This window comes from Thermococcus cleftensis (assembly GCF_000265525.1).
GTDB lineage: Archaea > Methanobacteriota_B > Thermococci > Thermococcales > Thermococcaceae > Thermococcus > Thermococcus cleftensis.
Genome location: NC_018015.1, coordinates 102,752 through 129,288 on the forward strand (window position 1 = coordinate 102,752; position 26,537 = coordinate 129,288).

At 57.1% G+C, this 26,537-nt stretch carries 26 protein-coding genes and 1 CRISPR repeat array (1 of these 27 cut by a window edge); of the genes, 14 read left to right on the forward strand and 12 right to left on the reverse strand.

Going from position 1 to position 26,537, the window contains the following annotated elements; genetic code table 11:
• A CRISPR array of direct repeats spans positions 1–328; the repeat unit is 30 nt; unit sequence ATTTCAATTCTCCCAGAGTCTTATTGCAAC; it begins 2,237 nt to the left of the window's first position.
• A gap of 600 nt (positions 329–928) precedes the next feature.
• A complete protein-coding gene (gene metG / locus CL1_RS00550) occupies positions 929–3,136 on the forward strand; it encodes a methionine--tRNA ligase (protein WP_014787966.1) in 2,208 nt (735 codons plus the stop codon).
• On the opposite strand, the gene CL1_RS00555 is transcribed toward metG, so the two are convergent.
• From CL1_RS00555 to CL1_RS00570, 4 genes are read right to left on the reverse strand one after another with little or no spacing between them, the layout of a single operon-like run.
• Entirely contained in the window at positions 3,137–3,973 is an 837-nt protein-coding gene (locus tag CL1_RS00555) for a helix-turn-helix transcriptional regulator (protein WP_014787967.1), read from the reverse strand.
• A gap of 28 nt (positions 3,974–4,001) precedes the next feature.
• Complete coding sequence (locus tag CL1_RS00560) at positions 4,002–5,213, reverse strand: hypothetical protein (RefSeq protein WP_237266258.1); 1,212 nt, start codon at positions 5,211–5,213, stop codon at positions 4,002–4,004.
• A gap of 55 nt (positions 5,214–5,268) precedes the next feature.
• Positions 5,269–5,550, reverse strand: coding sequence for an HAD family hydrolase (locus tag CL1_RS00565; protein WP_014787969.1), 282 nt, complete (start codon positions 5,548–5,550; stop codon positions 5,269–5,271).
• A gap of 45 nt (positions 5,551–5,595) precedes the next feature.
• The gene (locus CL1_RS00570) at positions 5,596–6,336 is read right to left on the reverse strand and encodes a sulfite exporter TauE/SafE family protein (RefSeq protein WP_048151642.1); all 741 of its coding nucleotides are present in this window, start codon (positions 6,334–6,336) and stop codon (positions 5,596–5,598) included.
• 100 nt (positions 6,337–6,436) lie between these two features.
• On the opposite strand from CL1_RS00570, the gene CL1_RS00575 reads away from it, so the two are divergent.
• On the forward strand, positions 6,437–6,967 hold the full coding sequence (locus CL1_RS00575) for a hypothetical protein (protein ID WP_237266259.1): 531 nt from the start codon (positions 6,437–6,439) through the stop codon (positions 6,965–6,967).
• Here CL1_RS00575 and CL1_RS00580 read toward each other — a convergent pair.
• Genes CL1_RS00580 through CL1_RS00590 form a run of 3 tightly spaced genes read right to left on the reverse strand, consistent with a single transcriptional unit; the run spans position 6,939 to position 9,728 of the window.
• Entirely contained in the window at positions 6,939–7,703 is a 765-nt protein-coding gene (locus CL1_RS00580; protein WP_014787972.1) for a sulfite exporter TauE/SafE family protein, read from the reverse strand. The two genes, CL1_RS00575 and CL1_RS00580, sit on opposite strands and share 29 nt — an antisense overlap.
• A gap of 17 nt (positions 7,704–7,720) precedes the next feature.
• The gene (locus tag CL1_RS00585; RefSeq protein WP_014787973.1) at positions 7,721–8,716 is read right to left on the reverse strand and encodes a M42 family metallopeptidase; all 996 of its coding nucleotides are present in this window, start codon (positions 8,714–8,716) and stop codon (positions 7,721–7,723) included.
• A 10-nt stretch (positions 8,717–8,726) separates the two neighbouring features.
• On the reverse strand, positions 8,727–9,728 hold the full coding sequence (locus CL1_RS00590; RefSeq protein WP_014787974.1) for a 2-hydroxyacid dehydrogenase: 1,002 nt from the start codon (positions 9,726–9,728) through the stop codon (positions 8,727–8,729).
• A gap of 119 nt (positions 9,729–9,847) precedes the next feature.
• Between CL1_RS00590 and proS the strand changes: the two genes are divergently transcribed.
• Positions 9,848–11,299, forward strand: coding sequence for a proline--tRNA ligase (gene proS, locus CL1_RS00595; protein WP_014787975.1), 1,452 nt, complete (start codon positions 9,848–9,850; stop codon positions 11,297–11,299).
• A 52-nt stretch (positions 11,300–11,351) separates the two neighbouring features.
• Here the strand turns inward: proS and CL1_RS00600 are convergent, their stop codons facing one another.
• Positions 11,352–11,747 carry a pyrolysin gene (locus tag CL1_RS00600; RefSeq protein WP_148267254.1) on the reverse strand — a complete coding sequence of 132 codons (396 nt, stop codon included), beginning with the start codon at positions 11,745–11,747 and terminating at the stop codon, positions 11,352–11,354.
• A gap of 91 nt (positions 11,748–11,838) precedes the next feature.
• Here CL1_RS00600 and CL1_RS00605 point away from each other — a divergent pair, with 91 nt between their 5' ends.
• The 3 genes from CL1_RS00605 (at position 11,839) to CL1_RS00615 (ending at position 16,362) form a co-directional block, all read left to right on the forward strand.
• A complete protein-coding gene (locus CL1_RS00605) occupies positions 11,839–13,452 on the forward strand; it encodes a carbamoyltransferase family protein (RefSeq protein ID WP_014787977.1) in 1,614 nt (537 codons plus the stop codon).
• Positions 13,453–13,630: 178 nt separating this feature from the next.
• Complete coding sequence (locus CL1_RS00610; protein ID WP_014787978.1) at positions 13,631–15,010, forward strand: ATP-binding protein; 1,380 nt, start codon at positions 13,631–13,633, stop codon at positions 15,008–15,010.
• A gap of 182 nt (positions 15,011–15,192) precedes the next feature.
• Positions 15,193–16,362, forward strand: coding sequence for a pyridoxal phosphate-dependent aminotransferase (locus CL1_RS00615; protein ID WP_014787979.1), 1,170 nt, complete (start codon positions 15,193–15,195; stop codon positions 16,360–16,362).
• On the opposite strand, the gene CL1_RS00620 is transcribed toward CL1_RS00615, so the two are convergent.
• A complete protein-coding gene (locus CL1_RS00620) occupies positions 16,359–17,015 on the reverse strand; it encodes a metallophosphoesterase (RefSeq protein ID WP_014787980.1) in 657 nt (218 codons plus the stop codon). The two genes, CL1_RS00615 and CL1_RS00620, sit on opposite strands and share 4 nt — an antisense overlap.
• 12 nt (positions 17,016–17,027) lie before the next feature.
• On the reverse strand, positions 17,028–17,567 hold the full coding sequence (locus CL1_RS00625) for an adenylate kinase family protein (protein WP_014787981.1): 540 nt from the start codon (positions 17,565–17,567) through the stop codon (positions 17,028–17,030).
• A gap of 125 nt (positions 17,568–17,692) precedes the next feature.
• On the opposite strand from CL1_RS00625, the gene CL1_RS00630 reads away from it, so the two are divergent.
• Complete coding sequence (locus tag CL1_RS00630) at positions 17,693–17,914, forward strand: hypothetical protein (RefSeq protein ID WP_187287169.1); 222 nt, start codon at positions 17,693–17,695, stop codon at positions 17,912–17,914.
• A 37-nt stretch (positions 17,915–17,951) separates the two neighbouring features.
• Here CL1_RS00630 and CL1_RS00635 read toward each other — a convergent pair whose 3' ends face one another.
• Positions 17,952–19,169 (reverse strand): methionine adenosyltransferase, encoded by a 1,218-nt coding sequence (locus CL1_RS00635; protein WP_014787982.1) that lies wholly within the window; start codon positions 19,167–19,169, stop codon positions 17,952–17,954.
• A gap of 325 nt (positions 19,170–19,494) precedes the next feature.
• Between CL1_RS00635 and CL1_RS00640 the strand changes: the two genes are divergently transcribed.
• Genes CL1_RS00640 through CL1_RS00660 form a run of 5 tightly spaced genes read left to right on the forward strand, consistent with a single transcriptional unit; the run spans position 19,495 to position 22,129 of the window.
• Positions 19,495–20,121 carry a translin family protein gene (locus CL1_RS00640; RefSeq protein WP_014787983.1) on the forward strand — a complete coding sequence of 209 codons (627 nt, stop codon included), beginning with the start codon at positions 19,495–19,497 and terminating at the stop codon, positions 20,119–20,121.
• 47 nt (positions 20,122–20,168) lie between these two features.
• Entirely contained in the window at positions 20,169–20,711 is a 543-nt protein-coding gene (locus tag CL1_RS00645; RefSeq protein WP_048152314.1) for an endonuclease V, read from the forward strand.
• Positions 20,708–21,346 carry a DUF120 domain-containing protein gene (locus CL1_RS00650; protein WP_014787985.1) on the forward strand — a complete coding sequence of 213 codons (639 nt, stop codon included), beginning with the start codon at positions 20,708–20,710 and terminating at the stop codon, positions 21,344–21,346. The genes CL1_RS00645 and CL1_RS00650 overlap by 4 nt, the downstream gene beginning before the upstream one ends.
• Positions 21,347–21,366: 20 nt before the next feature.
• Positions 21,367–21,873 carry a hypothetical protein gene (locus CL1_RS00655; protein ID WP_014787986.1) on the forward strand — a complete coding sequence of 169 codons (507 nt, stop codon included), beginning with the start codon at positions 21,367–21,369 and terminating at the stop codon, positions 21,871–21,873.
• A gap of 46 nt (positions 21,874–21,919) precedes the next feature.
• Positions 21,920–22,129: a PRC-barrel domain-containing protein gene (locus tag CL1_RS00660; protein WP_014787987.1), complete on the forward strand. Its 210-nt coding sequence runs from the start codon at positions 21,920–21,922 to the stop codon at positions 22,127–22,129.
• Between the two features lie 2 nt (positions 22,130–22,131).
• On the opposite strand, the gene CL1_RS00665 is transcribed toward CL1_RS00660, so the two are convergent.
• Positions 22,132–23,595, reverse strand: coding sequence for a DHH family phosphoesterase (locus CL1_RS00665; protein ID WP_014787988.1), 1,464 nt, complete (start codon positions 23,593–23,595; stop codon positions 22,132–22,134).
• 115 nt (positions 23,596–23,710) lie between these two features.
• Here CL1_RS00665 and CL1_RS00670 point away from each other — a divergent pair, with 115 nt between their 5' ends.
• Together CL1_RS00670 and CL1_RS00675 are read left to right on the forward strand one after the other, a co-directional pair.
• Positions 23,711–25,408, forward strand: a complete 1,698-nt coding sequence (locus CL1_RS00670) for a DUF2226 domain-containing protein (RefSeq protein ID WP_014787989.1) — start codon at positions 23,711–23,713, stop codon at positions 25,406–25,408.
• Positions 25,409–25,614: 206 nt separating this feature from the next.
• Positions 25,615–26,484, forward strand: a complete 870-nt coding sequence (locus CL1_RS00675) for a DMT family transporter (RefSeq protein ID WP_014787990.1) — start codon at positions 25,615–25,617, stop codon at positions 26,482–26,484.
• Positions 26,485–26,537 lie beyond the last annotated feature (53 nt).

Below are 26,537 nucleotides of genomic sequence, written 5' to 3' on the forward strand. Positions count from 1 at the left end.
GTCGAGCTTTTTGATTTTTGTCGGGTCGAGATTTCAATTCTCCCAGAGTCTTATTGCAACTCGGAGAGTGGGAGGGCTTTCTCGCGGTAACGGATAGATTTCAATTCTCCCAGAGTCTTATTGCAACGCTGAGCATGTGGGTAAGCTGGTTGAGGTGAAGGGTCGATTTCAATTCTCCCAGAGTCTTATTGCAACATTCAGCCTCATTCTCTGCTATTTCTGCTATTTCCTCATTTCAATTCTCCCAGAGTCTTATTGCAACTTCTTCTCATTGTCGAGGTAGATGATGACTCCGTAGATTTCAATTCTCCCAGAGTCTTATTGCAACAGGGCGGGAATTCCGCCCGTTCGCCCAGTAAAAGCCTATGCAGTCTCGAATATTTAAGCCTTTCTGAAGACCACTGGAAAAGAGCCCGCCAAAAGTCGTGGATCCAAGAAGCCAAAGAGGAGGCAGCACCTCAAACACCCGCTCAACCGGCTGAATCCCCTGATGTATGAAAAAGTGCACACGATTTCCTGACCATTCCAAAGCGCTTAAAACGCCAAAAAACCTCGAAGGCAGATTAAAATGCAAAAAGAAACTGTTTCCACTGGGATAAGGGTGTTTTCCAACCACCCCCTGCCTGTTTTTAGAATTCCGAAGAAAATTCGTTACAGTTCAATGTGCTCATCGCAACAAAAAGTTACAGATACAAAAGCCCAAAAATCGATCTCCGGGGGCACGTAAAGTGAAATTTTAAAAATCCGCCGCCACCAATGGGAGGAAATTCAAATCAAAATCACCTCAGCGTGATAATCTCACAGGGAGGGCGGTCGAAAGATATATATCAAATCCTGCATATTTTTCTCAGCTCTTAATAACCCATCGTAATGTTTAAAACCCGCAGGCCTTATAAGGCTCCAAACCCACAGCGGGACGGTGGTTAAAATGGTCAGGTACATAGTAACCTCAGCACTCCCTTACGCTAACGGGCCGATACACGCGGGACACCTTGCGGGAGCCTACCTCCCCGCGGACATCTTCGTGCGCTACCTCCGCCTCAGGGGCGAAGAGGTGCTCTTCATCTGCGGAACTGACGAGCACGGCACGCCGATAACCTTCCGCGCGCTCAAGGAGGGCAGGAGCCCGAGGGAGATAGTTGACGAGTTCCACGAGCACATAAAGACGACCTTCGAGAGGGCCAAGATAAGCTTCGACTACTTCGGCAGGACCGAGTTACCTGTCCACTACCGGGTGAGCCAGGAGTTCTTCCTAAAGGCCCTTGAGAACGGCCACCTCGTCAAGAAGGTCACCAAGCAGGCCTACTGCGAGCACGACAAGATGTTCCTGCCCGATCGGTACGTCATCGGAACGTGCCCCTACTGTGGTGCCGAAAACCAGCGCGGCGACCAGTGTGAGGTCTGCGGGAGGCCCTTAACGCCCGAGATCCTCATCAACCCGCGCTGCAACATCTGTGGAAATCCGATAACCTTCAAGGACTCTGCCCACTACTACATTCGCATGCAGGACTTCGAGGACAGGCTGAGGGAGTGGGTCGAGGGACAGCACTGGAAGCCCAACGTAAAGAACACCGTCCTCGGCTGGATCAACGAGGGGCTTGAGGAGAGGGCCATAACGCGCGACCTCGACTGGGGTATTCCGGTTCCCCTCGACGACGAGGACGTTAAGGGGAAGGTGCTCTACGTCTGGTTTGAAGCGCCCATAGGCTACATCTCGATCACCATCGAGGCCCTCAAGAGGGCCGGAAGGGAGGACGAGTGGAAGAAGTTCTGGCTCAACCTCGACGGCGAGACTAGGGTGATCCACTTCATAGGCAAGGACAACGTGCCCTTCCACGCGATATTCTGGCCGGCCTTTCTCATGGCCTACGGTAAATACAGGGACGATGAAACCGAGGCCGAGTGGCTTCTCCCCCACGACATCCCGGCCAACGAGTACCTCAACCTTGAGGGCAGGAAGTTCTCCACCAGCAGGAACTGGGCGATATGGGTCCACGAGTTCCTCGATGCCTTCCCGGCCGACTACCTGAGGTATTACCTCACCGCGATAATGCCTGAAACAAGGGACAGCGACTTCAGCTTCGCCGACTTCAAGAGCAAGATAAACGAGGAGCTCGTCAACAACCTCGGCAACTTCGTTCACCGCGCGCTCACCTTCACCAACCGCTACTTCGATGGAGTGGTTCCTGAAAGGGGCGAGCTGGACGATCTCGACAGGGAGGCCTTCGAGGAGATCGAGAGGGCCTTCAAGGAAGTCGGGGAGCTGATAGGTCAGTACCGCTTCAAGGACGCCCTCAAGAGGGTCATGGAGCTGGCCATCTTCGGCAACCGCTACTTCGACTACCAGAAGCCGTGGAAGACAGCCAAAACCGACCGCGTGAGGACTGCCACAACCGTGAACATATCCCTCCAGCTCGTCAAGGCCCTCGGAATCCTCCTCGAACCGTTCCTGCCCGATGCGAGCGAGAAGATATGGCACCTCCTCAACCTCGAGGAGCTCAAGCGCTGGGAGTTCACCGAGATTAAAGCGGGCCATCGCGTCAGGAGGGCCACCCCGCTCTTCAGGAAGGTTACGGACGAGGACATCATCTACTTCATACTTAACTACATTGCCCGCGGAAACCCGGAGAGCGCGAGGCTCCTCCTCGAAAAGTACTACAGGCGCGACGACGTCGTTAAGGTTGCCCTCCAGCGCTTCAGGAACGAGGAGGAAGCTTTCGCAATCCTTAAGAGCGTCTACGGCGAGGGGGTTGAGGCCAAAGCCGAAAAACCCGAAAAGGCCAAGAAGAAGGGCAAGGGTGATGGGAAGATGAACTACATCAGCTTTGACGAGTTCTCGAAGCTCGACCTGAGGGTCGGGAGGATAATAAGCGTTGAGGACCACCCGAACGCCGACAGGCTCTACGTGGTCAGGGTTGACCTGGGCGACGAGGTCAGACAGCTCGTTGCTGGCCTCAAGAAATACTACAGCAAGGACGAGCTCCTCAACAAGACGGTGGTCATCGTAGCGAACCTTGAGCCGAAGAAGCTAAGGGGAGTGGAAAGCCAGGGAATGCTTCTGGCGGCCGACGACGGCGAGAACGTTGCCCTGCTCATGCCGGACAAAGAGGTTAAGCTGGGTGCCAAGATAAGGTAGTCAGAGCTTCAGCTCCACCCAGTTTTCTTTCTTCCCCTTCAGTATCCTGACCAGCCCCTTCCGTTCGAGACGCCTGAACATTCTCCACGCCGTCGTCTTCGGCAGGCCTATCGCCTCCCTTACCTCGGCCTGGCTCGCCCGGCCACCCCTTCCAAACAGGTAGAGCAGGGCCCTTTTTTCCTCCTCGGTCAGCTCCAGGGATTCGAGCCTCTTCCTGAACTCATCTTCCGTAAGGGACTTTCTCCTTCCGCGCCCAAGCCACAGAACCAGACCCACCCCGACCGCGCCCGCGGTGAGTATGCCCAAAACCAGGATCACGGTGGTCTCGTCCCCACTCCCGCCCCTGTACGGGCGCTCCTGGAAGGTGTATGAGACGCTCTGGTTTCCGGGCGGCATGGTTATCGAGCTTCCAGCTATCTCAAGGGGGACCTCGCTCAAATCAACCACCACTGCGCCCTCAGGGAGCACAACGGTGAAGGAATAACTGCTGTTCAGCTGAAGGGTCCACACGATTCCCCGCTTGCTCGTCAGGTCAGGCGTGTAGTACGAAACCCTCACCACGCTGGCCCCGCCAGGGTAAACTATGAGGGTGTCATTGTTGAGTTTGAAATTGACGGGATTACCCCAGCTGTCCTCGACGATGAAGTTCTCGTAGTGTCCTCCGGGGAGGGGGAGGCCGATTTGAGACTCGTAATCCTCGGGGGTAATCTCGTATTCAACTTTAACGTAGCCGTCCTCGTAAACCGTTAAAACCAGAGAGGAAACGGAGTACGCGCTTGTCCAGGGGGTGAGAAGGAGCACCGCCATCAGGAGAACCGTGATTTTGCCCACCTTCATTTGAGCACCTCCCGGGAAAATGAAAGGGTCAGGAGTGGGCGAGTATGAACTCCTCCACCCTGTGGAGCATCTCGAGGGAAACGGCAAAGTGTTCCCTTGCCTGGAGCGGCTTCCCTGCTCTGAGAAGTCCGACGCCTGTCCTCAGCTCCTGAACCGCGACCCTGAGCTGAACCTCGGCGCGAGTCGTGTCGACGCCTTCCCTCTTGAGTTCCTCAAGCGCTTTGGAATCCCTCTGGATTCTGTCGTTCATCTCCCTGAGGAAAGCGCGTGCGTCCTTCAGCTTCTCGTTTAGCTCCCTCTCACGGGCCTTTCTTAGCACGAACTCAACCGCTCCGTGGAACTCGATTATGGTCTCCCTGTTCCCCTCCATAACCCTTAGGGCCTCCTCCCATCTGCCCTCGTCGGCAAGGGTCTTGACCTGGTCGTAAAGGGCGGTAAAGGCATCGAGCCTCTCCCGAAGCTCGGTCACGTTGTAGCCGTTCTCCTCGCCCACCTCAATTGCCTTCTGGGCTATCTCCATGCCCTTCTCGCCCTTAATCAGGAAGTCCCGGACTATCTTATCCGCGTTCGCGTAGGCGAGCTCCTCGCGGACCTTCCTCAGCTCTTCATCGAGGAGATCCTTCTTCTCCTTGGCGGCCTCATAGTCGGCCTTCGCCTTCTCGTAGTCCCCGGCTTTGAGGTCATCAAGGACTGTCTTGTATGCGTCCCTGGTCTCGTTGTAAAGCTCGGTGAGGTTGCTCACGTCTATCCCCTGGTTCTCGGCGAGTCTTATGGTCTTCTCCACGAACCGGAAGTACTCATTGGTGCGCTCGACTTCCAGCCTGATGCGCTCCCTCCAGTTATGGGCTCGTTCCTCCGCACCTTCGAGGGCCGAGAGAGCAGCTTTGTAGTGGTGCATCGCGGTGAGGCTGTCGAGTATCGAGCCGTAGTAGTCGCCGGCCTCGTACTCGTTCACGGCCTTGCCCTTGTACTCCTCGGCAAGCTGATAGTTGGTAAGTATCGTGGAGTTCTCGGGCAGCTTGTCCTTTATCGGCTCTATCCTGTCCTCTGCCAGCTTGCTCAGCCTCTGAAGCTGGTCTATGAGCTGGCCCGCTATCATAATCTCCCTCGTGCTGTTGTCAAGGGCTCCAGTGTACGACTCGGTGGTGTTGTTGCCCTCTGCCAGACCCAGTGGAATTAAGCTACCAACCAGCAAGGTTGCCAGGGCCAGTGCAAGGCCCTTTATCCCCTTCATGGGCATCACCGTTGAACGCTAGGGGTCAGGTATATTTGAGGACTCCGGCGGAACGAACGTTTCAGATCGTTCCGTTCCTCTCAAGCTCCCTCACGTGGAGCGCAGTGAGGCAGATGCCCTCGACTACACTCTTGAAGGACGGAATATCGCCGAACTGGGCGTATAGACTTCCGTAGTTCGGGTGCCAGGCATCGACCTGCTCGCGCCCCTTCGCGGTGATGATGTACACCACCCAGCCCCTTTCCTTGAGCATCTCCACCAGCTTCCACGCGCCCGTCATGTCGTTTTCATTTCTTACCTCGACGCCGAACTCTGCCTTGACCCTCTCGAAAAGCTCCTCCATTTTTCTCACCCGCCTTGTGGTTGAACCTTTAGCTAATAAACCTGTCTAAACGAGCATCTTCACCGCCGTGAGCACGAGCAGTCCGGCAAAGGCTCTCTTCAGCCCTCCCGCAGGAATCCTGGAAACGAGGTGGGCTCCGACGAACGAGCCGGCCATCAGCCCGGGAACTATCATCGCGGCGGTTGTGATGTCCACCTGACCGAGGGTGTAATGGGCGTAGGCCGCCGTGAGGGAGGTAAAGAAGAGTGCAAGGCTCGACGTTCCGACGGCGTACTTAACGGGAATGCCCGCGAGTTCGTGAAAAAGTGGCACGTTGATTATTCCGCCGCTGACGCCGAGCAGTCCACTGGCCAGGCCGGAAAAGGCGCCGATGAAAGGCACGTGCCGATACTTCACCTCCGAAACCCCGTCTCCATCTCCACTTCCCTCGTTGTTCGGTCTCGCGAAGGTGTAGGCGAGGTAGAGAAGGAGGAATACAAACAGCACCCGGATCACTCCCTCGTCTATCACCGTGGAGAGGTAGGAACCAGCAATCGCCATTGGAATGGAGAACGCCGCTGTCATCAGGGCGACCCTGTATAGAACCCTCCCGCCGCGAACGTGCATCGCCGCGGAGGACATCGAGCCGACGGTTATGCAGGCCAGACTGGTCCCTATCGCGATGCTGAGCGGGAGTCCCGCGAAGGTCAGGGCGGGAACGATCAGGAACCCTCCGCCAACCCCGAAGAGGCCGGCGATAAAGCCTATCGCGACGCCAATCAAAAGTGCAACCGCCGAGCTAATCATTCCGCATCGGCCCGGTATTGCCGGTGGGGTTTATATAGTTTGGCCAGAATGCCACAACTCGGCCAAAAAATTTTAAACTTCGGGGATCGTAAGAATTTAGATGACGATGAGCTGGAAAAAGTACTGGCTTTTGGTGGCCCTTGTATTCGTGATCACCCAGCCGGGTTCCATAGCCTTCGCCAACTGGGACGCGCCCTACGGCTTTTACAAGGACCTCTCGGTGTGGCTCGGTTCTTCGGCGGGAGGACTGCTTCTGGTTCTCACCTACGGCCTGTACGAGTGGGGAAGGAAAAAACTTGGCCCGGCGAATCTCCTTCTCTCCGCCGTTGTCCTGGTCCTGACCGTGGTGGTCGGTTATAGCGCGGAACTTGCCATCGGCGGAGAGATGGGCTATGGCAGCGGAAACATAGTGCTCTTCGTAATCGGTGGGTTCCTTGGGTTCATCTTGTCCGTAATGCTACTCTTGATCTCGTTACCATACGTCCCGACGGGAGATTTCTACTACCCCTACGACCGCCCGCTGGTTATCGCGTGGCTGGTTCTAATCGTGGTGGCGGCACTTCTCGGAGCGTCCTACGTCATGGAAAGAAGGAAAGAAAAGCTCAGGGAACCGGAAGGCCGAGTCCCTTGAGGATCATTCTCAGGGCCAAGAGCCCCATGACAACGGCGAAGGCCTTCTTAAGACTGCTCGCCCGTGTTCTCTTCGCTATCCTCGCACCGAGCTGGGCACCGATTATCAGCCCCGGGACAAGGAGGACGAGCCACTGGGTTTCCACGTTGCCCATCGCGTAGTGTTTGAGCGCCCCAGCGGTTGCGGTAAAGACTATAGCGAAGCTTGACGTTGCCACGGCGTAGTGAATCGGCAGTCCAAGGTACGTGAGAAACGGCACGTTGATTATGCCCCCGCCGACGCCGAGCAGGCCGCTGGCGATTCCCGCGAAGAAACCTCCAACCGGAACGAGCTTGTAGTTCACCTTAACGTCCTCGAGCTTGACCTCACCCGGCTCGGCAGTTTTCTTGCGGTATATCCTGACGGCAACGACGATTAAGGCGAGGCCGAAGATGACCTTCAGTTGGGAGGCACTTATGAAGCTCGTGAGCCAAGCGCCGATGTAGGCCCCTATCACGGCCGTTGAAGCCAGCAGGAGGCCGACCTTGTAGTGTATCCTCCCCTGCCTTGAGTAAGCCAAGGCGGAGCTGAGGGAGGTAAAGACCACTGCGGCGCTTGAGGTTCCCACCGCGTGATGTATCTCGACGCCGAGGAAGTTGAGAGTTGGGACTATCAGGAAGCCCCCTCCGAGGCCAAAGAGCGCCGCGAGGATTCCTATGAAGACTCCAACCGCGAAGTAGGAGACGTATTTAAGCAAGGAATCACCCCCGTTCTTCAGAGTTCGAAGGCAATCGCCTCTATGAGCTTTATCAGGGCCTCAAGGTCCCCGAGGTGAAGGGTCTCCACCTCGCTGTGGAGGTACCTTATGGGCACGCTCAGGGCGAGGACTTCGCTCTTTCCCTGGAAGACCGAGGCGTCGGTTCCACCGCCGGTTACGCCAATCTGGAGGGGAATCTCGTTTCTCGACGCTATTTCCGCGACCTTTCTGGCGAGCCTCCTCGTGTAGATGGCCGAGTTGTCCACGGCCCTTATCACCGCTCCCCCGCCGGGGCGAACGTTACCAGTAAGCTCGCCGCAGCAGGCGAAGGAATCGACGGCAAAGGCGTATCTCGGAGTGTAACGCTCCGCCAAAAAGCGGGCGCCCTTGAGGCCAATCTCCTCCTGGACCGTGAAGGCGAAGATGAAGCGCCCGTCGAGGTCGTGGTCAACGAGGTCCTTTATCGCCTCCACGAGGGCAACGACCCCAAAGCGGTCATCGAGGGAGCGGGTGGAGACGTAGCGGCCGTTGAGAACCGCGAAGTGCTTCTTGAAGACCGCGTAGTCGAGCACCTTAACGCCGAGCTCTTCAGCCTCCTCCCGGCTTTCAGCCCCGATGTCTATGGCGAGCTTGCTCCATGGAACGGTGTCGAACTTCCGTTCAAGGTTGAGGTGCACCGGAAGGGCGCCAATGACGCCGTCGAGCCTCCCGCTCTCGGTTATCACGTCGAGATGCCTGCCGTAGAGCAACCTGTCGTCTATGCCGCCGATTTTCCTGAAGGTCAGCTTTCCGTCGGGCCTTATGCCCGTCACGAGAAGCCCTATCTCGTCCATGTGGGCCATGAAGATGCCCTTAAGCTCGCCCTCGCCGAGCTCGACGAGCAGGTTTCCAATGGTGTCAACGGTGTAGTCGGCGTACGGCTCGACCCACTCCGCAATCTTCTCCCTGACCTTTTCCTCGTAGCCGGAAATCCCCGGAACCCGGGTGATTTCCCTCAGCTCATCGACGAGCATCGCAACCACCTCAGAGCATCTTAACCTTCTCGGGCGGGCGTATCTTGAGGACCCCCCTGTTCACGAGCGTCTCCGGGACCTCACCCCTGAGAACAGCCAGGAGGTTCCTCACCGCCTGGAAGCCCATGTCCTCCATCGCCTCCTTACTCAAGCCGGCGTAGTGGGGCGTTAAAACCGTCTCCCACTCGTACCTGAAGAGCTCGTGCTCCTGCACCGGCTCGTTCTCGAATACGTCCGTCGCGTAGCCCTTCAGATTTCCGTCCTCGAGCGCCTTGACGAGGGCACTCTCATCGACCAGGCTCCCGCGCCCGATGTTGACGAGGTATTTGCCTTCGAGGAGTTCCAGCCTTTCCTCGTTGATGATGTGGTAGGTTTCTCTCGTGGCCGGGAGGGCCAGGATAACTACATCGCTCTCCCTCAGGACGTCGTCGAGCGGAAGGTATTTGGCCCCAACTTCCTCCTCTATATCGGGCTTCCTCGAGCGCGACCAGTAGAGTATCTCCGTCCCCATCGCCTTCATTCTCCGGGCTATGGCCTTTCCTATCGCCCCCATGCCGAGAATTCCGACCCTTTTGCCGTAGAGGGTCTCTATTTCCTTGAAACCGCTCCACACCGTCCTGTGGGAGTCCCACTTTCCTGAGCGAATGAACCTGTCGGCGTAGGCTATCTTCCTGAGGAGCGCGATGGTTAAGCCGACGGCGAACTCCGCAACGGCCTCGCTGAGAACCCCCGCCACCTTGGTCACGTATATTCCCTTCCTCGTTGCCGCCTCAACGTCAACGTGGTCATAACCAGCGGAGTGGCAGCTTATCACCTTCAGCCTATCGGCCCTCTCGATGACCTCGCCGGGCAGGGGGTTGAGGGGGGAAACTATCACCCCGTCGAACTCCCCTATTCTCTCTTTCAGCTCCTCCACGCCCGGATAGAGAATCAGCTCGACGTCCGCGTACTTCCTCAGTTCCTCCAAAGGCCTGCTCTTCATCTTGAAGAGAACGGCCACCCTCGGCCTCATGATATCACCTTAAGATGAATATCGAAACGGCCTAATAAGGTTTTCTGCCTCGTCAGATCGCCCAAACCGGGCCGGGAAAGCTTAAAAACTTTGGCCGGTTCTCCCTTTAGGTGGTGCGAATGGCCAAGGTAAGGCGGGAAAAGTGGAGCGAGAACTTCAGCGAGTGGTACAACGAGCTGATCGAGACGGCGGGAATCCAGGACAAGCGCTATCCGGTCAAGGGAATGAACATCTGGCTCCCCTACGGGCTCAAGATAATGCGCAACATCGAGCGCTTTATCCACTCCGAGATGGAGAGAACCGGCCACGAGGAGGTTCTCTTCCCTGCCCTCATTCCGGAAACCGAGTTCCAGAAGGAGGCCGAGCACATAAAGGGCTTCGAGGACGAGGTCTACTGGGTGACGCATGCCGGTTTAGACCCGCTGGATATCAGGCTGATCCTCCGCCCGACGAGCGAAACCGCGATGTACTCGATGTTCTCCCTCTGGATCCGCTCCCACGCTGATTTACCCTTCAAGGTTTACCAGATAGTGAACACCTACCGCTATGAGACCAAGCACACAAGGCCCCTGATAAGGGTCAGGGAGATAAGCAGGTTCTTTGAGGCCCACACAGCCCACGACAGCTACGAGGACGCCGAAAGGCAGATCAAGGAGGACCTCGAGATATTCGACCGCCTCGCGAAGTTCTTGGCCTTGCCCTACATAGTCTCCAAGCGCCCCGAGTGGGACAAGTTCCCCGGGGCTTACTACTCGCTCGGAGCCGAGATAATGATGCCCGACGGCAGGACGCTCCAGATAGGGACGATGCACAATTACCGCCAGAACTTCGCCAAGGCCTACAACATACAGTACGAGACTGAAACCGGCGAGCACGAGTTCGTCCACCAGACGACCTTTGGAATGAGCGAGCGCCTTTTGGCGGCGGTCATAGCCGTGCACGGCGACGACAACGGAATGGTCCTCCCGCCGACGATAGCCCCCATACAGGTCGTCATCGTCCCGATTCCGAAGAAGGACGCCGAGGCCGATGTATTCGCCTACGCGAGGGAGATAGCGGAGGAGCTCAGAAACGCTGGCCTCAGGGTTCACGTGGACGAGCGCGATATAAGGCCGGGCAGGAAGTACTACGACTGGGAGCTCAAGGGCGTTCCGCTCAGGATAGAGGTCGGCCCGAGGGACGTTGAGGGGAGGAAAGCCGTCCTCGCGAGGCGCGATACCCTTGAAAAGGTCACCGTCGAGCGCGATGCCATCGTTGAAGAGGTCAGGAAGACCCTCGACGAGATCCACGAGAACCTCCACAACAGGGCCAGGGAGTTCCTCGAGAGCCACATCAAGCGCGTCGATACCATCGAGGAGGCCAGAGCGGTCTTCGATGACAGGCGCGGAATAGTTGAGATCCCCTGGTGCGGTGACGAGGAGTGCGGCCTCAAGATGGAGGAAGAACTTGACGCCAAGATGCTTGGAACTCCCTATCCCGAGGATAAGGCCAAAGAAGGCATCGAGGGCAGGAAGTGCCCGGTCTGCGGCAGGGAGGCCAAGTTCATCGCGAGGTTCGCGAGAACCTACTGATTCTTTTTCTCCAAATTTCTCCTTTGAAGAAACAAGGAAGAAAAAAGAGGAATCAGGCGGCCTGGGCCTCGAGCTCCTTCAGGGCTTCCTCGAGGACCTCAACGGCCTCACTGACGTAGATGTAAGCCTTCCTTATGTGGACGCTGAAGACGATCCAGCCAAGGCTCCTGCCGTCACTCGGGAGGCCGTAGGCGAGGGCCTGGTCGTACTCGGTGGTGGCGTTGCTGTAGAGCTCGAGGGCCAGCTGAAGGGTCTCATTGCTGACGTTCATCTGGACGCTGAGGTTGTAAAGCTCGTTGAAGGTCTCCTCCTTATCCTGGTAGAGGTAGTACCAGGCCACGGACTGCTTGATGAAGCTCTTGTAGTCCCAGGTGGCGGCGCCAGCGACACCGGCAAGGGGGACCAGCGCCACCATCATAATCGCAAGGAACGCGGCAGCCTTCCTCACGGTCTCACCCCCATCAGATGTATTCATTTGATAGCGTTTTTAAATCCTTCCCTCCCCCAACGTTTAAAAAACGGACATCGAAGGCACTCCCATGATACTCGGGATCCACGACGGTCACGACGCCGGAGCGGTGCTGATAGAAGGAGAGAGAATTTTCGCGGTGAACGAGGAGAGGCTGAACAGGGTCAAGAAGTTCAGGGGCTTCCCAAAGCTGAGCGTCGAGAAGGTCCTCGAGATGGCGGGTGTTGAGCCTGGAGACGTCGAGGTCATAGCGGTAGCTGGGATCTTCAGGAAGCAGAAACGCCTCCTTGAGCTTGAGGAGAACCTGAAGGCAATTTTTGGGCCGGACTTCAAGAGGAAAGTCATCTTCGTCGAGCATCATTTAGCGCACTCGGCCTCGGCCTACTACACCTCGGGCTGGCGCGATGCCCTGGCAATCAGCATAGACGCGGCCGGCGACGGGCTCAGCTCGTCAATCTACGTGGCGAGAGATGGCGAGATGATCAGGATTGCCCAGAGCACCTACATCGACTCCCTCGGCGACTTCTATGCCTCGGTTACTGAACTTTTAGGCTTCAAACCGATGCGCCACGAGGGAAAGGTGATGAGCCTCGCCGCCTATGGAAGGCCGGCCTACGATTTGAGCGCGATAATCGAGCTGAACGGGCTGAGCTTCGACAACCACCTCAAGGTCATCGGCGTGGAAGCGACGAGAAGGCTGGCGGAGCTCTTCCACTATCCATTCTCAAAGGCGAGGGAGATAGCAAACCAGATGAAGCGCGGGAAGCTCGACGGCGAGCTCCAGAAGAAGGCGATAGATATAGCGGCCAGCGCTCAACGGCACCTTGAGATGCTCATCGGGGAGCTGGGGCTCAAGCTGAAGGGCTATGGCCTTCCGCTCGCCTACGCCGGAGGGGTCGCCCAGAACGTAAAAGCCAACGCCGTTTTGAGGCAAGTCTTCGGGGACGGCAACCTCTGGGTCTTTCCGGCGATGGACGACGGAGGCTTGGCCTTCGGTGCGGCAGTCTTCGTGAAAGCTCAGATGGACAGGCTCGACGGAAGATGGAGGCCCTTCAGGCTTGAGCACGTCTACCTCGGGCCGGCCTATAGGAAGGAGGAAGTTGAGGAGTTCCTGAGGAGGGAAGGCCTCGAGTTTGAGGAGGTTGATGCCGGCTTCGTGGCCGATGCATTGGCGGAGGGAAAACTCGTCGGCTTCTTCCAGGGGGCAATGGAGTTCGGGCCGAGGGCCCTGGGCAACCGCTCGATTTTAGCTGACCCCCGCGATGAGCGCGTGAAGGAGAGACTAAACGTGGCCTTAAAACGCGACGTCTTCCAGCCCTTTGCGCCCTCCCTGCTGTGGGAGAAGGCAGGGGAATACCTTGAAGACCTCAACGGTCTGCCTAACGAGTTCATGACGATGAGCTACGCGGCCAGCGATGAGTTCAGGAAGCTCGCCCCCGCTGTGGTTCACGTTGATGGCACGACGAGGCCCCAGGCGGTGAGGAAAGAGGTTAATCCGGTTTACTACGAAGTCATCAAGGCCTTCGAGCGCAGAACCGGGCTCGGGGCGGTTCTAAACACGAGCTTCAACATGCACGGCGAGCCGATAGTCTGCTCACCCGAGGACGCTCTGAGAACCTTTAGAGCCGCTGAGCTGGACGTTCTGGTTGTTGAGGGGCTCGCGGTTTGGAAGGAGGGCCCTTGAGCTATTGTCTTTTTCTCCCGAAAACCCTTTACCCTTAAGGTGGGAGCTGACCTCCAATCTGCCCTGAAGGGCGAGGCTTTCAAAAGAAAAGGCAACGAAAGACTGAAGAAAGAAGGCCGCCTCGTCTGGATTTGGAAGACTTCGAAACCCTTATAAATGGGAAAACGTACTCTAAAGTATGATACTCACGAGTAAGTTTATTGACCGGGAGCGGGAGCTTGAGTTCCTGAAGGATAGATACGGTTCTGAGAGTGCGGAGCTGATAATTCTCTACGGGCGAAGGAGGATAGGTAAGACCTACCTCCTCCAGCGGTTCCTCTCGGAGGTCGGTGGGCTTTACCTTCTCGCCGAGGAGAGCGAGACCGTTCTCGAGGACTTTTCAGAGAAACTGGCCGATTACTTCAACGATCCGGTGCTGAGGGAGAACCCGTTAAGGAACTGGAGGGCTTTCTTTGCTTATCTCTCTGAAAAAAGCTCGGAAAGACTCGTGGTCGTCATAGACGAGGTTCAGTACGTGGCCAAGGCCCACAGGGAGTTCCTCAGCGTCCTCCAGAAGTACTGGGATACGAGCCTCTCAAAAACGAAGATAATGTTAATCCTCTGCGGCTCTCTTGTTTCGTTCATGGAGGGGATCCTCTCGGCAAAATCGCCGGTGTACGGCAGAAGAACCGGTGCATGGAAGGTTGAGGAGATGGACTTCTTCAGCGCGAGAAAGTTTCACCAGATGAGCCTTGAGGAGGCAATCCATGTTTACGCCGTCTTCGGCGGTGTTCCCCAGTACTGGGCCGACTACAACCCCGGTCTCGGCTTCTGGGAGAACATCAGAAGGCTGGTCCTCTCCAAGGGGGCCAAGTACTACGACGAGCCGAAATACCTCCTCCGCGAGGAGCTGAGGGACGTTTCGCGCTACTTCTCAATTCTCAGAGCGATAGCGCTTGGCTACAACCGCTTCGGCCAGATAGCCGATAAGGCGCGGATTGAAAAGAACTCCCTCGGCAAATACCTCAGTGTTCTTCAGGAGATGGGCTACGTAACTGAGGAGTTCCCAGTTACCGGTGGGAGGAGGGGAATCTACAGGATAAGCGACAACCTCTTCGCCTTCTGGTTCCGTTTCGTTTACCCTCTGCGGGGCGAGATCGAGATGGGCCTCGACGTCGTTGAGGACATCAAGGTGGAGTTCAACCACTACCTCGGCTTCGTCTTCGAGAAAGTCGCCGAGCAGTTTCTGGTCGGGCTGAACAGGGCTGGAAGACTTCCGTTCAGGTTCACCAGGATTGGAAGATGGTGGCGCAAGAGTGAAGAAATCGACCTGCTTGCTCTGAACGAGCGTGAGAACAAGGTTCTGTCCATCGAGGTTAAGTGGAAGGAGCTGAGCGAGAGGGAAGCGAGGGGGATTCTTGGGGACCTTGAAAGAAAGATCGAGCTTGTTGGGCTTGACGGGTGGGAGAAAAGCTATGGGCTTGTTGCGAGGAAGGTTGATGGAAAGGAGAGTCTGAGGAGCAGGGGTTGGCTCGTGTGGGATCTGGAGGATTTTGAAATGCTCAATCCGGAGGACTAACGCCCAGAAGGAGATAATCCCAGGTGAAACATAGATGTCTACCGGAATGGTCCCGGAGAACTGAATCGAGGGTCTCTCTATCCAAAATCGTGTCCCCCAACGTCTTTATCTGCACTTCGATGTCCATCTTTTCGCCCAGGTAAGGTTATAAACATCGCCGAGAAGGAAAAGCGGTGATGTTCATGGCGCTGAGCGACAGACTCGAGCTCGTAAACCCTTCTGAGATTAGAAAGCTTTTCGACCTTGCCCAAGGCGTCGAGGGTCTGATCTCCCTTGGAATCGGCGAGCCGGACTTCGACACGCCGGAGCACATAAAGGAGTACGCCAAGGAGGCATTGGACAGGGGAATGACTCATTACGGCCCAAACGCAGGTCTTCCTATGCTCCGCGAGGCGATAGCGAGGAAGCTTAAAGAGCAGAACGGCGTAGAGGCAGACCCGAAGAGCGAGATAATGGTCACGGTGGGAGCGAACCAGGCGTTCATAATGGGCCTAGCGGCCTTCCTCAGGGAGGGGGAGGAGGTCCTCATTCCGAGCCCGATGTTCGTCAGCTACGCTCCAGCGGTAATCCTCGCCGGCGGAAAGCCGGTCGAGGTGCCAACCTACGAGGAGAACGAGTTCAGGCTTAGCGTTGATGACCTTAAGAAGCACGTGAGCGAGAAGACCCGTGCGCTCATCATCAACAGTCCCAACAACCCCACCGGCGCGGTTCTCACCAGGAAGGACGTCGAGGAGATAGCCGACTTCGCGGTGGAGCACGACCTGATGGTTTTTAGCGACGAGGTCTACGAGCACTTCGTCTACGACGGGGCAAGGAACTACAGCATCGCTTCTCTAGACGGCATGTTCGAGAGAACTATAACGGTAAACGGCTTCTCCAAGACCTTCGCCATGACCGGGTGGAGGCTGGGTTTCGTGGCGGCTCCGGCGTGGATAATCGAGAAGATGACCCGCTTCCAGATGTACAACGCCACCTGCCCGGTCACCTTCGCCCAGTACGCGGCCGCTAAAGCACTCGACGACCCGAGGAGCTGGAAGGCCGTTGAGGAGATGAGGAGAGAGTACGACCGCAGGAGAAATCTCGTCTGGAAGCGTTTAAACGAGATGGGCCTGCCAACCGTGAAGCCGAAAGGAGCGTTCTACATATTCTCCCGCGTGAGGGACACCGGCCTGACCGACAAGGAGTTCAGCGAGCTGATGCTCAAAGAGGCAAAGGTAGCAGTTGTTCCCGGCTCGGCCTTCGGAAAGGCCGGCGAGGGCTACATAAGGATAAGCTACGCCACTGCCTACGAGAAGCTCGAGGAAGCTATGGACAGAATGGAGAAAGTTCTCAGGGAGAAAAAGCTCGTCTAAAGCCTGAGAAGCTCGACGTTCTCGACCCTTTTCTCCCTTTCATCGAAATCGATCACCGCGTAGTGGCCCCTGAAGAGCGGCCCTGGGTTCACGACTACCGTCCCGCCGATTCTATCAACCGCCCTCGCCTCGTGAATGTGGCCAACGACGACCAGTGGCGGCTCCCTCGCCTCGATGAACTCCCTGAGGGCGGAGCTGCCGACGTGGAGGCCGGAGTGTGTGAGGTCCGTTTTGGTGTTCCTGGGCGGAACGTGGGAGAGGATCACGTCGCCAGGCCGGTAGTTCCGCTCAAGGATCGCCCGTATCTCGTCCTCCGTGAGCTCCCAGATAGTGTTAAAGGGGGTGATGTTTGAGCCGCCTACGCCGATGAAGCCGACGCCTTTGATTTCCCTCCTCCGGTCGTGAACCCCCACCCCAAGCTCCTCGAGCAGGGCCGGGACGTCCCTGCCATCGCAGTTGCCGTGAACGGCAAGAGTTGAGACGCCGAGGTCGAGGAGGGGTCCGAGAACCTCCCGCGCGGTTTCGGCGTTGCTGAAGTTGGTTACATCGCCGGCTATGAGGAGTATGTCAAAATCCTCCCGCGAAAGAACCCTGGAAAGTGCCTCGGCCTTCCTCCTATCCCCGTGAACGTCCGTGATCGACACGATCCTCATTGCACCACCCCCTCAGCCACCGAGGTCGAGGTACGGGAGAACATCGTCATACACCCCGCTCCAGTCCACGACCCCAACGCGCCTCGTAATACCCTTTTCAATCAGACCGATTATCTCCTCCACGACCTGCTCGGGCGTTTTTCCGGTGGTGTCCACCTCGAGGACGTTCTCGTTCTCCTCAAGGGCCTCGACGAGGATAACATCGACCAGCTCGGCCTCGACGTTCTCGGCCAGCTTTTTCCTCGGGTAGCCTCTCTTCTCGAGCCTCTCGGCGATGAGCCTCGGGTGGGCGCGAAGGACGACCACGACATCGGCTGGAACGAAGTGGCTCAGGTGGCCGTCTATCACGACGTCCCTTCCTTTGAATTCCCCGGCCATTGCATCGGCCAGCTCGTCCACGTCTATCTCTAGCTCGTCCCCAACCCTCTCCCCGATGCCCCGCTCGAGGGCGAAGTCCTTGACGCTCACGTACTCGTAGCCGAGCCTCTCGCTGAGGAGCTTTGAAACCGTCGTCTTTCCAACGCCGGGAGTTCCGGTTACTGCTATTATCATCTCACCCACCTGTGGCCCTATGGCCGGGGGATTTATATCCTTGTCTCCGTTGATTGTCGAAGGTTGATGTAGCATTCATCGAAAAGCTTATAAGGTCGGGGGCGCTTAAGAATTCAGGTGATACCATGGAGAGGTTGAAATCCACCCTGCTTCAGAAAAGGCTTGAGGTCGTCAAGAAGAGGAAGGAACTCCTCGCCCTCGAGGAGGCCAGGCTCGTGAGGCTGGTGCGCCAGAAGAAGGCCACCGCTTCCCAGCTCGCGAAGGTGAAGAAGGAGAAGGTCGCCCTTGCCCTAGAGGAGGCGAAGCTCGTGAGGGTCCTCAAGCAGAACGGTTATCCTGCCGTTTGATGTTTTCAAAAACTTTTGCAATGAAAAGGGAAGGAAATCAGAAGACGTTCAGCTTGTCCTCGAGGATCATCTTCTGTATCTTCGTTATGTCGGCGAGCCAGGCGTCGGCTATCTCATATGCGGGCTTCTGAATGGTTTCCAGGCTGTAGCCCTTCTTCGGTATGACCTGAACGCTAGCTACGAGGGGCTCGTCGATGGGCTTGCCTATCTGGCTCAGTATCCTGACGTAGACCTCCTCAACCCCTTCAACCTGCTCGGCTATGTCGTTGGCTATGAGCATCGAGAGGAGGTTGTATATCTTTCCAACGTGGCTGACCGGGTTCTTTCCGGCAGCTGCCTCCATGCTCATGTGCCTGTTCGGGGTTATCAGGCCGTTCACGCGGTTGCCCCTGCCGACGCTTCCGTCGTCACCTGCCTCGGCGCTGGTTCCTGTGACGGTGATGTAGTAGATTCCCTTCTCGGGGTCGTCGGCGGTGTTCACGTAGATGTTCACCTTCCTCTCGGTGTGCTCCTCCGCAACGGAGCGGGCGGCCTCGTAGATGGCGTCCTTGACGGCCATGTACTCGTCAGGGTTGGCAACCTCGCTGTCCACTATTGCGGCGGCGATGGTTATGTCTATCTCGTCGCCCTTCCTGAGGCCCATGACCTTGATGTCCTCTCCCACCGCTGGCCACTTCTTCTTGAACTCATCGCTGTTGAGGAGCCTCTCGGTCTCGAGGACTATCCTCTCGGTCTCGCTGAGGGGGGCGTAGCCGACACCGAAGGAAGTGTCGTTGGCGAGCGGAATCGGGTTCTCCTTGGCCTTGTTGAAAACCCCCACGAGGTCCACGCTTCCCTGCCCGATGCGGGAGTCTATGACGACGTGGTTCTCGAGGTCGAGATGCCTGACGGCCCTCTTGAGGTAGTCGCGGGCGGCCTTTATCGCGACCTCGTGGACCGGGAAGAACTCCCTGTCAACCATCTCGACGGCCCTTCCCGAGAGGAGTATGTAAATCGGCTTTATGACCTCGCCGCCGCCGAACTGCGGGTAGGCCCTGCCACCGACGACCTCGACCTGGTCGGTGTTGTGGTGGAGGATAATCCCATAGCGCTTGATGTACTCCCTGCTGAGGGCCCTGCTGACGGCCTCGGCTATGCCGTCGGCAATGCTGTCGGGGTGGCCTATTCCCTTCCTCTCGACGAGCTCTACCCTCTGCATCTCAACCGGGGTCCTTACAAGCTCCTCAACGACGATGTTCCTAACCTTTTCAGCCATGAGCGTCACCTCTGGAGGGTTTGTATGGTCAGCTCCCTTCGTCCGCTTATATACTTTTCGGCATGAATTAAGAACCCGAATATTCCTGGAGGTTATCAAACCCGAAACCCTTAAAATTTTTCCTGAAAATTTTTCTACCGCGTCCGACGACGCCCGGTGGCCCGGGCCCGGGAGCGTTCGGGCAGCGATGAGCGGGTGCGACGATGCCGGGCGGACAGGGCTTGGCCTCCGGACCGCTGGAGAAGGCCGAGGGCAGTCAATGAAGGCGGGGGATCAGCCAAGCCCACATTTTTAAGGTTCCCCTCCAACTTTCTCCGGTGAGAGTATGGAGATGAAGGAGATAATCGAAGAGATAAGAGCGGTTCTCGACGAGAAGGATTCACTCAGGGAGGAAGCCCTCAAACTCACGAGGGAGATAGTCCGGCTCAGCGGGGACGCGGTAAAGGCGCTCCACAGGGGTGAGGTCGAGAGGGCAAGGGAGAGGCTCGAACTCGCCGGCAGAAAGGTTGCGGAGCTGAGGGAGATGCTCTCCGACCACAGGGACCTGTACCACACCGGCTACGTTCAGAGCGCCCACCAGGAGTTCGTTGAGGCGAGCCTGTTCTTTGCCTACATAACCGGTGAGGAATATCCCTCGCCCGGGGAGCTTGGGGTTCCCCACGCCGATTACGCCCTCGGAATAGGGGACTTCATCGGTGAGCTGCGGAGGCATTTTCTGCTTCTCCTTCTGGCTGGAGACATAGAGGGGGCGGAAAAGACCTACCGCACGATGGAGGAAACCTACGAGGAGCTGATGACGCTGGAATATCCGAAGGGACTTGTAAACGTCCGCGTGAAGCAGGATCAGGCCAGGGGCATACTCGAGAGGACCCTCGAGGACCTGACGAGGGCCAAGCTGAGCAAAAGCCTGGAGGACAAGCTCACTCAAGTGCAGAATTATGTAAACCAATAAAGCAGTAATTCGGTGATTATGTGATTAATGAGTCGAAGCTGGGAAGAATGGCCAAAGCCCAGGAAAAGCTCTCCGCGAGGGTAGTGGAAAAACCGCTCGATTTGTCCGCCATAAAAACGGTCGCGGCTGTCGATGTGGCTTATAAAGAGGACACCGCGCGGGCGGGTTTTGTCCTCTGCTCATTCCCAGAATGTGCCGTTGTGAAGGCCAAGTTCATGGAGATGGAGGTTTCGGCCCCTTACGTCCCGACTTTTTTCTTTCTGAGGGAGACACGGCCGGTTCTTCTCGCCGTCAGGGGGGAGAGCTTTGACGTCCTTCTCGTTGAGGGACATGGAAAAGCCCACCCAAGGGGATACGGTTTGGCCTCCCACATTGGCCTCCTGGTAGGGCGGCCCACGATTGGAGTTGCCAAGAGACCCCTGAGAGGCTCCCCGAGGAATTCGTTCAAAAGGGTGGGAAAAGCTTATGTAAGCGTCGGGCATCTCATCAACCTGGAGTCGGCGTTGAGAATCGTGGAGTCCCTCCTTGATGAGGGCTATCCCATGCCTTTAAAGCTGGCGGACAGACTGTCCAAGAGGGGAAGGATATGAAGAGGATAAAACTGCTCATCTCTCTCGCCCGCAGGGGCGCGGTGGGAAACAAGGTGAAGGTCACGATGCGCGAGCTGGCGGAGGAGCTGGGAACCTCTCCGCAGTCCGTCCTCAGGTTACTTGACGAGATGGAAGAGGAGGGCCTGCTCGAGAGGTCCGTCGATGGAAAGAAGACCCGCGTGGAGATAAGCCCCAAGGGCCTCGAGTTTCTGGAGGAGCTGTGCGACGCCATATCCGGCGTCCTATACAACGGCGTGATAATCGGAGAGGTAATATCGGGAATCGGCGAGGGGGCCTACTACGTGCGCCAGTACTCGCGCCTGATAAGGGAGTACCTCGGCTTTGACCCATATCCTGGAACGCTGAACGTCCGCGTTCTCTTCCCCAAGACAGTCTTCGACGCCCTCTGCGGCGTGAGGCCCGTCATTCTCCCGGGCTTCGTGAAGGACGGAAGAACCTTTGGGGACGTCAAGGCGTACCGCGTGAGGATAGGTGAGGTCGAGGGGGCCATCGTGATACCCTCCAGAACGGTCCACCCACCAAAGATAGCCGAGATAGTGGCGCCGGTTTACCTGAGGGAAAAGCTCGACCTCAATGACGGTGACAGGATAACCATACGGGTCGTGAAACCATGAGGCTGGATTGGGAGTCCCTCATGTCCTGGACGGGAGTTGGGGCGTTCGTGGGCTTCGCCCTGGCGGTGGCCTTCTACTCACCCGAATCCGGGAACGAGGGCTTCGTTTACCTGATCTACGTCGGCTTGCTGGCTGGACTTCTAGTTGGAGCCAGGCACACTTTGAGGACTAGGGCAACTGCGCTCGCATTTCCCCTGGGCTTTCTGGCGACGTCGCTGCTCGCTGCGGCCTGGGCCGTTCACGACGTCGGGCCGAGCGGGGCTTACGCCTTCATAGCAGCCGTCATGGCGGCTATGATTATCATCGGTCCCTCAAACTACCTCGATATGTTCCTCGCGCCCCTGAGCTACTTTGGCGGTTTCGCTACGGCCATGCTGGTCTTCAAGGGCTACGAACCCCTCCAAGGAACCGAGGGAGCCGTGGCGAGCCTCTTCGTGGTCGGTGTGATGGGGGCAATACTGGCCTTCTTCGCCCTCTTCGCGAGGTGGGCCTTCGAGGTGGCCAGGAGCCTCCCGAGGAGACGGTGAGGTAACGTTTAAATACGTTCATCAATAACCTAATCCGGTGATTAAAATGGTGATGCGCCTCTCGAAGCTCTACGGCAAGCAGATTTACAACACCAGGGGCTATTACGTCGGCTACGTCGATGAGATTCTAATCGAAATCGACAGGGGCAGGGGAAAGGTGCTCGCCCTGGGCCTGCCTGGAGAAAAGGTCGGCGTCCCCTACGACCGGGTCACCGCGATAGGGGACATAATACTGGTGAAGGCGAAGGAGGAGTGAGCTCAGCCCTCTTTAACTTTTAGCGCCTCCAGGAACTTCTCCGTTATGGCCTCCTCCGCCAGCCTCAGGAGCGAGCTCTTGTCCTTGGCGAGCTTGAATATGCCGAGGGGTATCCTCGCCCCCCCGGACTGGGAGTGTCCGCCGCCGCTTCCTATGTCGCCGAAGGCCTCCCTGAGAACCGCCCCGATGTTCACCCTGACGTCCCTCGTCCTGGCGGATATCTCTATCCTGTCATCGACGATTCCGAAGACGAGGACGGTATTTATGCCTTCCAACCGGAGCAGGAAGTCGGCGGACTCGGCTATGGCGTCGCGGTTCGTGATGAAGCCGACGTTGCTTATGACCACGTTCTTGTAGATGCGCCTGTTCATTATTGCCTTCGCCAGTATCTCGGCAGTCTCGGTGCTTATGTCCGGGTGCTCTATCTTGTCGAGGAGTTCGTAGTCTACTTTGCCGGCGAGGAACTCTATGGCTTTCAAATCAACGTGGCTGAGCTTGGAGAACTTCTTGGTGTCTATGTATATCCCGTAGAAGAGCGCCGTCGCCAGCAGGGGGGAGAGCGAGATGTTGAGCATTCTGAGGTATTCCGCGAGAATCGCCGAGGAAGAGTGGACGTCGGGCCTTATGTCGAGGAACGCGTCCTCGGGGATAAGCTCCTGGAGGTGCTGGAGTATCTGGTGGTGGTCTATGAGTATCTTTATCCTCTCGTAGTCAGACTGCTCAAGGGTCGTGAGGTTTCCGTTCGGCTGGCAGTCCACAAGGGCTATGAACGGGTAGCGCTTCAGCTCGTAGGAGCCGCGCGATACCTTCCTCAAGTCGATGCCGAGCAGGTTCACGAAGGCCCTGTTCTCGTGGTGCGCTATCTCGCCGCCGTAGACTATCTGGGTCTTGAAGCCGAGGGTCTGGGCTATGACGCTCAGCGCCACCGCACTGGCTATCGCATCAGGGTCGGGGTTGTCGTGCATCACTATGAGGAGCCACTCGCTCTGACTCCTGAGCTCCTTGAGCTTCTTGACGAGAAGGTTCGCGTTCTTCCGCTCCCCGATCCGCTCAACCGTCCTGACCAGGGCTTCCTTGAGAGCGCTTCCTGGTGAAACGGCGTAATCAACCTTGACCTCGGCCTCGTACTCCTCGTTTATTTGAGCCACGAGATCGTCCAGGCCGAGGTCATCGGGGAGAACCGTAACTATCGGAACCTCCTTGTTGTTGGTCCTGATTACATAAACCGTCTTCCTGATGGTGTCCACGTTCATGGTGGTTATTATAACGAGCTCGGCCCGGTCTATGCCCGCCTTGAGGAGCGTGGCGGTGTAGGAGAAGTCCCCCTGGACGACGTGAAACCCGCTCTCCTCCAGGGCCTTGGCGCGTATTTCATCTTTCTCTATGATCGTCACGTCAAACTCGCCCCTGAGGGACTCGGCGATGGAACGGCCAATTGCCCCTCCTCCAAGTACCAGCACCCGCATGTTCCCCACCTTTTTGCACAATAATGTTTAAATACAAGCGCCGATATACTAGGACGGTGAAACTCCTCTCTGGGTTTCTTTGACCGAGGGATATATATAGCTAATGGTGGTGACCATGCAGCTGCCGGACAAGAGGCCACTCATGGAAAACGTGGTAGTAACATCTGCGGGGGAGCTTGGGGAGCTTATTCAGAAGGCTCTATCCAAGGGCAACGGAGCATTTCTGAAGATATTCGCTAAGAAATCGGACGGCAAGTACTACATAACGGTCCTCCTCGACAGGTCAAAGGTGCTGGCCGCGGAGTGCCTCGTGGTGGACACGAAGCAAAATCTATCAGGGGAGGAAGCAATAAGCGTGCTGAAGTCATTCGTCGGTAAACCGATGGTCGTTGACGTTTATGACCTCGATGAGCTGGAGCTCAAGCTGTCCGTGGCGGATAATGTTGAGGTTTACGCCCAGACCCCCAAGGTCCCCCTGAGCGAACTCTTCCAGATTTCCGGCGAGGGACCCCCCTCTGAGAGCGTAAAGGAAGAGCCGCCCCAGAAACCGAGCGAACCGGCAATGGCCGCGGAAGCGGCGGCGTCTCAGGTGGCAGTTTCAGCCCAGCCTGCCGTCGCGGAGAAGCCCGCGCCTCAGGCTCCCGCAGGAAAGCCGGAGGTCATTGTGAATCTTACAGGGGGAAGCATTCCCGAGAGGGCGTTCCAGGTCTACGCCGAGGACCTCCTCAGGGAGGCCAAGAGGATAAGGGGCCTCACGATAAACAAGATTGAATTCGATGCCAACGTTGGGGAGGGCGTGGTTTACCTCAACGTTCACATCTACGGCAGCTCAACCGGCAGTTCAAGGGACGTTGAGATAGCGGAGAAGAGAATGCTCCACGCCGTCAGCAAGTACGCACCGGTTCTCCTCAGGGAAGCCGAGGTCAAGCCGATAATCAGGGACGTGAGCATAATCATCGACGGTCAGGAGGTTAAGCCGCAGGAGATAGTGGACAAGGACAAGAAGAAGACCGGCAACGTGACAAAGGACGGCAGGATAACCCTCTCCGTTCTCGAGGACGTGTGGCCGTACTTCAGCGCCTACGCGAGAACCGTCATCAACGAGATAGAGAGCGCTGGCATAAAGGTGGACAAGGCGCACTTCGACATCAGGGGGCGCAAGGAGTTTGAGATCAACCTCTCCCTGGTTGTTGAGACAAGCATGACGAAGGACGCGGTTCAGAGGATAGTGAAGGACGTGGTGAGCAGGCACGCCAGGGAGCTTGGCAGGAGCCTGAAGCGCTACATAACCGTCCACAACATAGATGTGGAGACGGTATCCAAATCCACCTCCTCCACCGCCGTCCAGACAGCTGCCCCGGTTGAGAGCGGCAAGGCGGCAGAGATACTGGCGAAGAAGGCCCTCCTGGAGAAGGAGGTCGAACAGCTCCTCAAGGAGGCTGGAATAGACGAGCTCTCAGTCCTCACGGAGGAAAAGAAGAAGGAAAGCGAGGAGACCGTGCTCAGGAGCCGCATAGAACCCGCCGTGGAGACCCTCAAGAACAGGATTCACGCGGAGCTAAAGCTCGTCCCGCGCGTCACCTTCAAGTGGCTCAAGCTGAACCACGAGGTCAAGGGGACGACCGTTTACGTGGACATAGAGGCCAGCTTCATAAGGGAGAACGTCGGCGGGCTGTTCGGCTCGTTCTCCGGAGTTTCCGACGACAAGATAAAGCAGGACATAGCCGCCACGGTCCAGAGGGTCATCAAGGACGTGTCCAGGGAGTACGGAATTTCAATGAAGGTGCGGAGGCTCAACGTGATTATCCGCTGAGCTGTCTCTTTTTATCCTCTTGAAAACCTCGCTCCTCAAGACGGAAGGGAGGTCAGTTCGTCAGCACTCAAGATCGTCATCATCCTTGCGTCAGCACTGCCGAGGTCATCATCACCTCCCCCTTGCCGGTGGTCTTAATAAGCTTGCCGACATTTCGTCGAACATCTAAACGTTAAGCTTTTAAGCTAACTGTGCCACCCACCAACATGGACGCTCTAATCCTCGGAGTTCTGGCGGCGCTGGCATCGGCCTTCTCGTGGGCGGCATCGACGATACTGATAAAAGCCGGAATGCGGGACAAGAGCCCGGTGGCGGCCAACATCTTCCGCCTCTATGCTGTCTCGGTGATGTTTACGGCAATATTCCTCGCCAACGGCACCTTCTCGAAGGTCGCCGAGCTGTCGCCAAAGCTGCTCGCGGTTGCCTTCGTCTCGGGGGCCTTTGGATTCGTCATTGGCGACTACTTCTACCTCAACGCCCTCAAGATGATGGGCGTCTCAAGAACCGTTCCGATAACTTCCACCTATCCGCTATGGGTCATACTGTGGGCTTCCCTCTTCCTGGGGAGGGAGGTGAGCGCCCAGATAATCGTGGGCGCCGCGCTGGTGGTTTCCGCGATAGTGGTCGTGAGGAAGGCGGAGGAGGAAGAGAGGATAAACCCCAAGGGATTTCTCTTCGCGATCTTGGCCCCAATCTCCTGGAGCTTCGCGATACTCACTATGGACTGGCTCACCGGCTACGTGGACGTGCTCACGCTCGCGGGGATAAGAATGATGTTCGCGGCCTTAGCAGTGTCACTGTTCCTGCCGAGGTACGCGGGTGAGCTGAGGAGGATAACCCTTCGGGAAGCGCTTCTCCTGACCGGCGCCGCGGCCACCGGCCTGCTCCTCGGGCAGTACCTCTTCGTCTACTCGATAAACCTCGTCGGCTCACAGATATCGGCCCCCGTTTCGGCTATAAACCCGATAATAGCCTCCACCCTAGCGATATTAATCCTCAAGGAACCGCCCAACAGGAAGATACTTGAAGGACTTATTCTTGCCGTGCTGGGAGTGATACTCATCTCCACAGGCTGAGGCTCAGGTTTTTAAGGTGGTCGGTCATAGAACCAATCGCCGACAGCGAGGGG